Source organism: Collinsella sp. (genome assembly GCF_052346665.1).
Lineage (GTDB): Bacteria > Actinomycetota > Coriobacteriia > Coriobacteriales > Coriobacteriaceae > Collinsella.
Genome location: NZ_DAWDUX010000024.1, coordinates 1,463 through 10,609 on the forward strand (window position 1 = coordinate 1,463; position 9,147 = coordinate 10,609).

The window sequence follows — 9,147 nt, forward strand, 5'->3', positions numbered from 1 at the left end:
TCGTGGACAAGTATGGCGAACGCATCGTCGCCGAAGAGGAGATCGTGATGCACGTCGCCACCGACGACGAGGCGATGGTCGCAATCGGGACCCTGCCCTCCGGCGGCGAGTGCATCATCAACCGTATCGCAGCCGAAGCCGACCTGCTACTCGCCGAGGGCTTCATCGAGCCACATTTCTTCGCCGGCTTCTCAGGGTCTCGCAAGTCGGTGCTGCCGGGCGTGGCGTCCTACAAGACCATCATGTACAACCACAACGGGCAGTTCGTGCACGACCCGCGGTCGCGAGCGGGCATCATCGAGGGCAACCGCGTGCACGACGACATGATGGCCGCCGCCGAAATGGCGGGCCTCGCTTTCATCCTGAACGTCGTTCTGGACGGAGAGCACCGTGTCATCGGGGCGTTCGCGGGTGACATCCATGCGGCGCACGAGGCGGGCTGCGACTTTGTACGCGGGCTCGCCGGCGTGCGCGCCGTGGACTGCGACGTTGCCATCACCACCAACGGCGGCTACCCGCTCGACCAGAACATCTACCAGGCCGTCAAGGGTATGACCGCCGCCGAGGCGACACTCGACGAAGGCGGCGTCATCATCGCGGTCGCGGGATGCGCCGACGGCCACGGCGGAGAGGGCTTCTTCAAGAACATCGCGGAAAACGACCCCGCTGCGTTCGAACGCTCCTGCATCGACCGTCCCAAGGACCAGACGCTGCCCGACCAGTGGACCGCCCAAATCTTCGCGCGCATCCTCGCCCATCATCCGGTCATCCTCGTGAGCGACCTATGCGACCACGACATGATTCGAGCCATGCACATGACGCCCGCAAGCACCGTCGACGAGGCCGTGCAGCTGGCCCGCGAGCTCAAGGGGCCGAACGCGCGCTTCGCCATCATCCCCGATGGGCTTGGCGTTGTCGTTCAGCGCTGACGACTCGGCCCGCCAAATAAGATCGCCGCCGCCGACAGACCAGCACGACACACGGCGGCAACGATCGCCTCAGACGAAACGACCATCGAAAGGAACCACATGATCACCCCCATCCTCGCCGAGTTCGCCTCAACCGCCCTCATGATCGTCTTCGGCGTCGGCGTCCATTGCGACATCACGCTCAAGGGCAGTAAGTACCGCGACTCCGGCCACATGTTCGCGATCACCACTTGGTCGTTTGGCATCAGCGTGTGCCTGTTCATCTTTGGCGGCGTGTGCATGAACCCCGCCATGGCCCTTTGCCAGGCGATCGTTGGCCTCATCCCCTGGAACAGCGTGGTGCCTTTCGCCATCGCCGAGATGCTGGGCGGCGTTGCAGGCGCATGCATCGCATGGCTTATCTACGCAGATGACTTCCGCGCCTCCGAAGGCGAGGTCGATGGCGTCGCCATCCGCAACATCTTCTCGACCAACCCCACGCCCGAGTCCTACAACCTGGTGCGTAATTTCTGCATCGAGGCGTTCGACACCTTCGTGTTCCTCACCGGCATCCTGTGCATCGCGGCCCATGCGGGCGACGACCTGCTCGGCCTGGGCATCGGCGTGGGCCTGCTTGTTTGGGCCGTGGGCATGGGGCTCGGAGGCGTGACGGGCTTCGCCATGAACCAGGCGCGCGACCTCGGCCCCCGCATCGCCTACCAGTTGCTCCCCATTCGCGGCAAGGTCGATAACAACTGGCTCTACGGCCTGGTGGTGCCCGGCATCGCGCCGTTCGCCGGCGCCATCGCCGCCGCGCTGTTCGTCACCTCCGTGCTGGGCATCTCGTTCTAGCGGAAGCGCTCCCGCGCCCGCCCCGCGATGCCTCCCGACGGCCGCATCGACCCCGGGCGGGCGACTCGATTCCGGTCGCCCGTCGGCCGGCGCCGCGCTGCCCGTCACCCGTCGAACGGCGCGCAGGGCGCCCCGGTTCGATATGGCACGCCCCCATGGCATCCCGCCCCCATGGGTAGAATAGCGACGTCCCTCAAGCCCCGGAGAATCGAGGATGCCATGAATGCCCCGAAGCGGTATTGGAACGGCCTGGACGACGCGTCGCGCAAGGCGGTCAAGAAGGCCTCCTTCGCGGGCCTCATACTCGGCATCGTGCTCATAGGGATCACGTGCATCCCGTCCGCGATAGCCGACGTCGCGACCGACCTCATCCTCATGGCGTTCGGCCACGCCCAAAACGCATCGCTGCTGAGCAATTTCCTCTGGCCCATCGTGGGACTGATACTCATGCCCGTCGCCGCAAAGCGCTCGATTCCCCTGCCGACGGAGCTCGATACCCCCGAAGCCTAGGACCGCTGCTCCTTGTTGAGCTTTTTCGTATCGGATTGACGTTTTGCACTATAGAACCCCATACCATTTATATTTTTCCTGCGAAATCAAACGCTTAAGCTCACCTATACTCAGCCGAACCCCGGATTAGTACGAAAAAGCTCCGCGAGACCGTCCGCGGCGCCTCTCGCGACCACGGCTCAAACCCAAAACACCCGCACTTCACTCGAAGTTCGGCAATCGTCCGACGGACAGCCAGTCCATGCCGTGCATCTGCCCCAAATCCGAAGGACCGACTGACAACATCCGGCATAAATCAGTCGCATTTCTGACAATTACCTGCAACAAACATGCAGGTAGATACCGTTGATTTTGCAATGACTACCGTTCAGGGGAATCTATTGCACCACAGGCGAGCGTCCCTTATCCTGTCCGCCATGACAAAGGTTCTCTGCGACATATCCGCACTGCGGTACTACAGGACACCGCCCCGCTATTTTTATGCCCTTCCACCGATCCCCGACTTCGATACTCCCTATGGCCGCGGGCGGCTCCGCCAAAGCCCCGTCGCGACACGCATCATCGACATCCCCATCCATGCGCTGAGCTTCGGCCACGACCGCCTGACCTCAACACTTGTGAAACAGCATCTATGGAGTAAGGACCTGCCCGCAGGGGCGATTGTCGACACACCGTTCGACGTCGCCGTCACATCTCCGCTCCTTACGCTGTTGATGCTCTCAACCCATCTTGATCCCATCGACACCGCATTGCTGATATACGAATTCACCGGCTTGTTTTCGCTCTACTCCCCCAGTAAAGAAATGGACGACGCTATCTGTCAGTCGGTAAAACAGGGCGAATTCGAGCGGCTCGATTCCTGGCGACGCATCACCAGCGCCCAGGGGAAACCAACCGATTTATGGGTCAGAAAGCCCCTCCTCGAAATCGATGACATCCACCATATCCTCGATGCCGGGAAGGGAATGCGCGGGCGAAACCGGCTAGCAAAGGCAATGCGATACGTGACCGGGAAAGTCGCCTCCCCCTTCGAGGCGAAAACCTCCATCCTCATTGGGTCGCCCCGGCGGGTAGGAGGTCTTGGGTTCGCGGGGTTTAAAAACAACCTTGAAATCAAGCTTGATGATAATGCCCAGAGAATTTGCGGACTAAAAAACGCGTACGGCGACATAGTGTGGGAGGCCACATCCGATCATCCCATGGTCATCGTCGAGTGCCAAGGTGAAATGGCTCACAACAGCCGCGATCGGGCTCAGGCCGATGACGACCGGGCACTCGCATTGGAAAGCATGGGTATCGAGGTGATTCGCATCTCCTATAAGCAGATCTCGGACCGCACGCGTTTCAACCTGCTCGCACGGCGCCTCTCCGACACCTTGAGCATAAAGCTCCCGAACCCCACACCGCGATTGGCCCAGAGGGAAATAGAGATGCGCGATGCGCTTTTCGGCGCTTGGCCCTACTACGAATACCGCCCGTTAGGGACAGGCCGCTAAACCCACCTCGAGCTCAATGAACTTTTTCGTATCGATTTCTGAAACCGGTGAGTATTGGACGCTTTGCTGCCCTTAAAAGCACAGGATTCACTCGGCTATGCCCTCCGGCTACTTTCGAGTTCTTCAAAACAATACGAAAAAGCTCATCCAGTTCGCGCACGTAGGCAAAAGACGAGATGAATCGGTCAACACAAGATTGACGTTGGTTATTCTCAGCCATTTGCAATGGTCTTCTTGACATATGAGCATACGTTCATATAATCATCTGTAGTAGATATATGAGTATCTGTTCATATGAAAGAAGGTGCATTGAATATCATGGCAGACGACCATGCCGCCAAGCCGGGCGCTCGCGAAGAGGGCGAAGTCCTCCCTGAGGAGGAGCTGCTCTACGACCTTGCCGATCTCTTCAAGGTCTTCAGCGACACCACGCGCATCAAGATCTTGTACACGCTCATGACCGACGAGCTGAGCGTCAACGAGATCGCAGAGGCCCTCGGCGCGTCGCAGTCCGCCGTCTCCCACCAGCTGCGCATCCTCAAGCAGGCGCATCTGGTCAAGTTCAGGCGCGACGGCCGCAACATCCACTACTCGCTCGCCGACGACCACGTCCTGACCATCCTGGACCAAGGCCTCACCCACATCTGCGAGTGACCCTCGCCTCGATGCAGGGGCTATCCCCAAATCGAGGCGCAAGCCCAAATCGAGGCGGGCACCACCACCGGCAATTTCCAAACCAACCGAAAGGAACCCATCATGCGTAAGGTTTTCAAACTCGACGAGATCGACTGCGCCGTCTGCGCCGGCAAGCTCGAGGACGCCATCAAGAAGCTCGACGGCGTCCAGGACGCCAAGATCAACTTCCTCACCCAGAAGCTCACCCTCGAGGCCGCCGACGAGGACTTCGACAACGTCCTCGACGCCGTGGTCAAGCTCACCGCCGAGGTCGAGCCCGACTGCGAGATCCTGCGCTAATCGGCATCACGCCCTAACGAGGCATCGCGACAAAGACCTGGACGAGTTTGGTTCGCACCCCATCCCCACATGCTGGCGGCACCGCCGATTGGAGTGGTTTTTCACATGAACAAGAAGCAAAAGAAGTGGCTCAAGCGTATCCTCCTCGCGCTCGCCATCTTCTTCACCGTCATGGCCCTCGACGAGTTAGGCGTACTCGCGGGCATCTTCGGAGAGCCCGGCGCGCTGTACGCGAGCTTCACGCTCTACCTCATCCCCTACCTCATCGCCGGGCACGACGTACTTCTCAAGGCGTGGCGCAACATCCGCCGCGGCGAGGCCTTCGACGAGAGCTTCCTCATGGCCGTCGCGACCATCGGCGCGTTCGCCATGATCTTCTTCCCCGACACCGAGCCGCATATGGCGGAGGGTGCGGCCGTCATGCTCTTCTACCAGGTCGGCGAGCTGTTCCAGAGTTATGCCGTGGGCAAGAGCCGCAAGTCCATCGCCGCCATGATGGACATCGCCCCCGACTACGCCAACATCGAGCGCGACGGCGCCCTCGTGCAGGTCGATCCCGACGAGGTTCAGATTGGCGACATCATCGTCATCAAGCCCGGCGAGCGCGTGCCCATCGACGGCATCGTCGTCGACGGCGCCTCGCAACTCGACACCGCCGCCCTCACCGGCGAATCGGTGCCGCGCCGGGCAGATGAGGGGGATGAGGTCATCTCCGGCTGCATCAACATGACGGGTGTCCTGCGCGTCCGCACCACCAAGCTCTTCGGCGCTTCGACCGTGAGCCGCATCCTCGAGCTCGTGGAGAACGCGAGCGAGAAGAAGGCGCACACCGAGAACTTCATCACGCGCTTCGCACGCGTCTACACGCCCATCGTCACCTTCGCGGCGCTCGGCATCGCCGTGATCCCGCCGCTGCTGGGCATGGGCGCATGGCCCGATTGGATCCTGCGCGGTCTCACCTTCCTCGTGGTGAGCTGCCCGTGCGCACTCGTGATCTCGGTGCCGCTGTCGTTCTTCGGCGGCATCGGCGGGGCATCCAAACTCGGCATCCTCGTCAAGGGCTCCAACTACCTCGAGGCGCTGTCCGAGGTCGACACCGTCGTGTTCGACAAGACCGGCACCCTCACCAACGGCACCTTCAACGTGGTCGCGATCCACGCCGAGGGCGGGGTCGACCCCGACTACATGCTGTCCATGGCGGCGCACGCAGAGGCGTTCTCCGACCACCCCATCGCCGTTTCCATCAAGGAAGCCTATGACGGCGTCATCGAACAGGGGCGCGTCGAGCAGGCGGCCGAGGAATCGGGCCACGGCGTCGCGGCCACCATCGATGGTCGCGAGGTGCTCGTGGGCAACGACAAGCTCATGGCCGCCCATGATGTGAGCTGGAACGACTGCAAGATCACCGGCACCATCCTGCATGTCGCCATCGACGGCTCGTACGCCGGGCACATCGTCATCGCCGACGTCGTGAAGGATGACGCCGAGCAGGCCATCTCCGACCTGCACGCTGCGGGCGTCGAGCGCTGCATCATGCTCACCGGCGACCGCGACGAGGTGGCGCACGCCGTGGCGAAGCAGCTCGGCCTTGACGAGTATCACGCCCAGCTGCTCCCCGGCGACAAGGTCGAGCAGGTCGAGCGCATCCTCGAAACCGCTCGCGGCAACCTCGCCTTCGTGGGCGACGGCATCAACGACGCCCCGGTGCTCACCCGTGCCGACGTGGGCATCGCCATGGGCGCCATGGGCTCGGACGCCGCCATCGAGGCCGCGGACATCGTCCTCATGGACGACAAGCCGAGCAACATCGCCCGCGCCATCCGCGTGGCGCGCAAGACCATGCGCATCGTGCATCAGAACATCGTGTTCGCCATCGGCGTCAAGGTGCTCATCCTCGCGTTGGCTGCCGTCGGCATCGCGAACATGTGGCTCGCGGTCTTCGGCGACGTGGGCGTCGCGGTGATCGCCATCCTCAACGCCATGCGCGCGATGAGCGTCAAACGGGATTAGCGCGGTCCCCGATGGCCGCCGACCCACCATCGAAGCGCGCAAACCAAAGCGCCGATCGGCATGAGAAAGGGCCCGTTCGCAGGAACGGGCCCTTATTCTTTGCGACAAGCCTGGCCGATTCAGCCCTACTTGACCTTGTTCACGCGCGCCGGGGCAGCGGTCCCGCGCTTATTCTCGCGCACGAAGAGCACGGCTATGACCAGGCCCACGAGGGCGATCGCCGCGCAGCCGAAGTACGCCGCGCCCGCGCCGGCGACCGTCGCCGCCGCTGTGCTCGCGCCACCGGCCAGGGCATTGGCCTGAACGGACGACATCACGGTGACCAGCAGCGCGGTCGAGATCGCGCCGAAGACCTGGCGCCCCGTGTTGGCGATGGCGTTGCCGTGCGCGATGAGCTCATCGGGCAGCGCGTTGACGCCCCAGGTGTTCACCGGCATGTTGGCGAGGCCCTGGCCACACGCCTGCAGGGCGCACAAGGTGGCGGCCATGACGACCGTCAGGCCGGTGCCCATCACGCCGAACCCGAGCAGGGACCCGACGATGACCGCCATACCGCCCACCGTGACCAGGCGCGGCCCCATGCGGTCGAACAGCATGCCCGAGATGGGCGACAGGATGATGCCCGCGATCGAGGCGGGAAGCATGACCATGCCCGTCGTGGTCGCGGAGGCGCCCATGCCGTTTTGGACAAGCAGCGGCAAGATCACGTTGGTGCCGGCGACCGCGGCATTGATGAGCGTGACCATGAGCGCGGCGACGAGGAAGTTGCGCGTCTTGAGGCAGCGCAACTCGAGCATGGGCACCTCGAGGGACAGCTGCCTGCGAATGAACAGGACGAGGGCGATCAGGCCGATGACGGCGGGAACGATCACCATGGGGCTCATCCAGCCGGCATCGGAGGCGCTGGAGAAGCCGAGGAGCAGGCCGCCGAAGGCGATCGTGGACATCACGACGGAGGCGATGTCGAGGCGCGGGTTCTTGAGGGCGCCGACGTTCCTCATGAGCGGGATGCCGAGCAGCAGGATCGCGCCGGCGAGGGCGGCGATGATGAGGAACATGGGCCTCCAGCCCCAGGCGTCGATGACCAGGCCTCCCAGCACCGGGCCCACGGCCGGGCCGGCCGCCATCACGATGCCGGCGACACCCATGGCGGTGCCGCGCAGCTCGACGGGGAACACGAGCAGGGGCACGGTGCCCACGAGCGGCATGAGGATGCCGGCGCCGGCGGCCTGCAGGACGCGGCCGGCGATGAGCAGCAGGTAGCTGGGGCACAGGGCGCACATCACCGTACCCGCCACGAACAGCCCCATCGAGAGGAAGAAGAGCTTGCGGGTGGGGTACTTGTCCATGAAGTAGCCCGAGATCGGCACCATGATGCCCGAGACGAGCATGTAGATGGTCGTGACCCACTGGGCGGCACCGGCGGTCACCCCGAACTCGCGCATGAGCGCCGGCAGCGCGGGCGCCATGACGGTCTGGTTGAACAGCGAGACGAACGCGCCGAGCGTGATGACCCCGACGATGACAACCGCGTCTTTATCGACGCGCGGCTTGGATGCGGCATGTGACATATGCGCGCACTCCTCTCCCCCGCATGTGCATGCGGGACACATGGCATCGCACCCGTGCCATACATGCTGGAAACGGGGTCGATGCCGGTATTCGATTGCAGTGAAGCTATAGAGATCGGGAGGGCGATGCGCCCTCCCTGCGACGGGGCGCTGTGCCCCCGCCAGCCGGAATCACCGGCGCGCCCATCAGATCAGCGAGCACGACCTCATAGTGCGGCTGGCACCCGCCAACGTCCGCTCCCCACTGAACGCGTGGAGGTCGCGGCGAACGACGAGCCAGAAGATATGTCGGCAGTGATTGAACATGCAATCAACCATACAGCCGGCAAAATGACAACGTCAACAGATTTTTCCTTGACAGACGAGAATCGTCATACTCGCGCTACGCCATTCCCGGATACAGCGGGTGCACCTCCAGCAGGGTCTCAACGCGCTTACGCACGCACATGCGCTCGCGCGCATCCTGCGGGGAGAACACCACGCGCGCGACCAGGCCGCCGATCTCGCGAAACTCCTCGGCCGTGAAGCCGCGGGTGGTTGCGGCGGCGGAGCCCACGCGAATTCCGCTCGTCACGAACGGCGAGCGCGTCTCCCCCGGGATCGAGTTCTTGTTCACCGTGAGGCCGACCGCATCGAGCAGCGTCTCGGCCTCCTTGCCCGAGATGCCTGCAGGCGTGAGGTCCACCAGGCACAGATGGTTGTCGGTGCCTCCGGACACGAGGCGCAGGCCGCCCTCGACCATGCCCTCTCCCAGCGCGGAGGCGTTCTCCACCACATGATCGATGTAGGTCGAGAACTCGGGGCGCAGCGCCTCGCCAAACGCCA

Annotated in this window: 8 protein-coding genes and 1 pseudogene; 7 read left to right on the top strand and 2 right to left on the bottom strand. The window is 63.3% G+C overall.

Going from position 1 to position 9,147, the window contains the following annotated elements; translation table 11 throughout:
- The 7 genes from larA to ACT8II_RS05780 form a co-directional block, all read left to right on the top strand.
- A partial coding sequence (gene larA, locus ACT8II_RS05750; RefSeq protein ID WP_443813292.1) for a nickel-dependent lactate racemase occupies positions 1-929 on the top strand: 929 nt, incomplete at its 5' end.
- 99 nt (positions 930-1,028) lie between these two features.
- A complete protein-coding gene (larD, locus tag ACT8II_RS05755) occupies positions 1,029-1,760 on the top strand; it encodes a D/L-lactic acid transporter LarD (RefSeq protein ID WP_294159805.1) in 732 nt (243 codons plus the stop codon).
- 219 nt (positions 1,761-1,979) lie between these two features.
- Positions 1,980-2,270, top strand: a complete 291-nt coding sequence (locus ACT8II_RS05760) for a hypothetical protein (RefSeq protein WP_294159803.1) — start codon at positions 1,980-1,982, stop codon at positions 2,268-2,270.
- 329 nt (positions 2,271-2,599) lie between these two features.
- Positions 2,600-3,766 carry a hypothetical protein gene (locus ACT8II_RS05765; protein ID WP_407495838.1) on the top strand — a complete coding sequence of 389 codons (1,167 nt, stop codon included), beginning with the start codon at positions 2,600-2,602 and terminating at the stop codon, positions 3,764-3,766.
- A gap of 318 nt (positions 3,767-4,084) precedes the next feature.
- A complete protein-coding gene (locus ACT8II_RS05770) occupies positions 4,085-4,420 on the top strand; it encodes an ArsR/SmtB family transcription factor (RefSeq protein ID WP_294159798.1) in 336 nt (111 codons plus the stop codon).
- 102 nt (positions 4,421-4,522) lie between these two features.
- On the top strand, positions 4,523-4,741 hold the full coding sequence (locus ACT8II_RS05775; protein WP_294159796.1) for a cation transporter: 219 nt from the start codon (positions 4,523-4,525) through the stop codon (positions 4,739-4,741).
- Positions 4,742-4,846: 105 nt separating this feature from the next.
- Positions 4,847-6,751, top strand: coding sequence for a heavy metal translocating P-type ATPase (locus ACT8II_RS05780; RefSeq protein ID WP_443813296.1), 1,905 nt, complete (start codon positions 4,847-4,849; stop codon positions 6,749-6,751).
- A 125-nt stretch (positions 6,752-6,876) separates the two neighbouring features.
- Here the strand turns inward: ACT8II_RS05780 and ACT8II_RS05785 are convergent, their stop codons facing one another.
- Together ACT8II_RS05785 and glyA are read right to left on the bottom strand one after the other, a co-directional pair.
- Positions 6,877-8,322, bottom strand: a complete 1,446-nt coding sequence (locus ACT8II_RS05785; protein WP_118653095.1) for an MDR family MFS transporter — start codon at positions 8,320-8,322, stop codon at positions 6,877-6,879.
- A gap of 382 nt (positions 8,323-8,704) precedes the next feature.
- Positions 8,705-9,147, bottom strand: a pseudogene (gene glyA / locus ACT8II_RS05790) (serine hydroxymethyltransferase); the annotation flags it as partial.

What these genes read in the sequence shown, in the direction of transcription:
- larD (WP_294159805.1), top strand. Translation starts at nt 1,029, where the DNA reads ATGATCACCCCCATCCTCGCCGAGTTCGCCTCAACCGCCCTCATGATC.
- ACT8II_RS05760 (WP_294159803.1), top strand. Translation starts at nt 1,980, where the DNA reads ATGAATGCCCCGAAGCGGTATTGGAACGGCCTGGACGACGCGTCGCGC.
- ACT8II_RS05765 (WP_407495838.1), top strand. Translation starts at nt 2,600, where the DNA reads ATGCAGGTAGATACCGTTGATTTTGCAATGACTACCGTTCAGGGGAAT.
- ACT8II_RS05770 (WP_294159798.1), top strand. Translation starts at nt 4,085, where the DNA reads ATGGCAGACGACCATGCCGCCAAGCCGGGCGCTCGCGAAGAGGGCGAA.
- ACT8II_RS05775 (WP_294159796.1), top strand. Translation starts at nt 4,523, where the DNA reads ATGCGTAAGGTTTTCAAACTCGACGAGATCGACTGCGCCGTCTGCGCC.
- ACT8II_RS05780 (WP_443813296.1), top strand. Translation starts at nt 4,847, where the DNA reads ATGAACAAGAAGCAAAAGAAGTGGCTCAAGCGTATCCTCCTCGCGCTC.
- ACT8II_RS05785 (WP_118653095.1), bottom strand. Translation starts at nt 8,322, where the DNA reads ATGTCACATGCCGCATCCAAGCCGCGCGTCGATAAAGACGCGGTTGTC.